The organism is Paracraurococcus lichenis (assembly GCF_030657435.1).
Classification (GTDB): domain Bacteria; phylum Pseudomonadota; class Alphaproteobacteria; order Acetobacterales; family Acetobacteraceae; genus Paracraurococcus; species Paracraurococcus lichenis.
Genome location: NZ_JAUTWS010000487.1, coordinates 1 through 456 on the forward strand (window position 1 = coordinate 1; position 456 = coordinate 456).

Genomic DNA, 456 nt, shown 5'->3' on the forward strand with positions numbered 1-456 from the left:
CTTCGACCCCGTCCCACGCCGGGCGGCGCCGGACCGGCTGCTCGCGGTGGTGGCGGGCATCGTGCTCAGCGACCCAGAGGCCACGTTGCGTCAGATCGGGGCGCGGCTGGAGGCGCTGCGCGAGCCAACGCCGCGCGGCGGCGCCCACTGGCGGCCCGGCTCGGTCGCGCATGTCCTCGCCCGCGCCAGGAAGGCTGGCCTGCTGCCAGCCGCATAGAGGTGCCGTCAGCCCAGCCCAGACCGCGCGCCGCCCCGCGGCATCGGTCTGGGGCAAGCCGAGGGGCGCCATCGCTGCCGTGGCTGGCGACACGGATCAGGGCACGGATGCTGGTCCGATACCCCGATTCACGACGCGACGACACGAATCAGGAACGTATTGCCTCATTTGAGGATGCTCCCGAGCCGGGAGGCCGTTGCCTCACGAAATTGCTCCCGAGGCGCGCTGCTGCCTCACCC

The 456-nt window shown here is 72.6% G+C and carries 1 pseudogene; it reads left to right on the forward strand.

The window, feature by feature from the left end:
- Positions 1-217, forward strand: a pseudogene (locus tag Q7A36_RS40915) (recombinase family protein); the annotation flags it as partial.
- Positions 218-456: the final 239 nt, after the last annotated feature.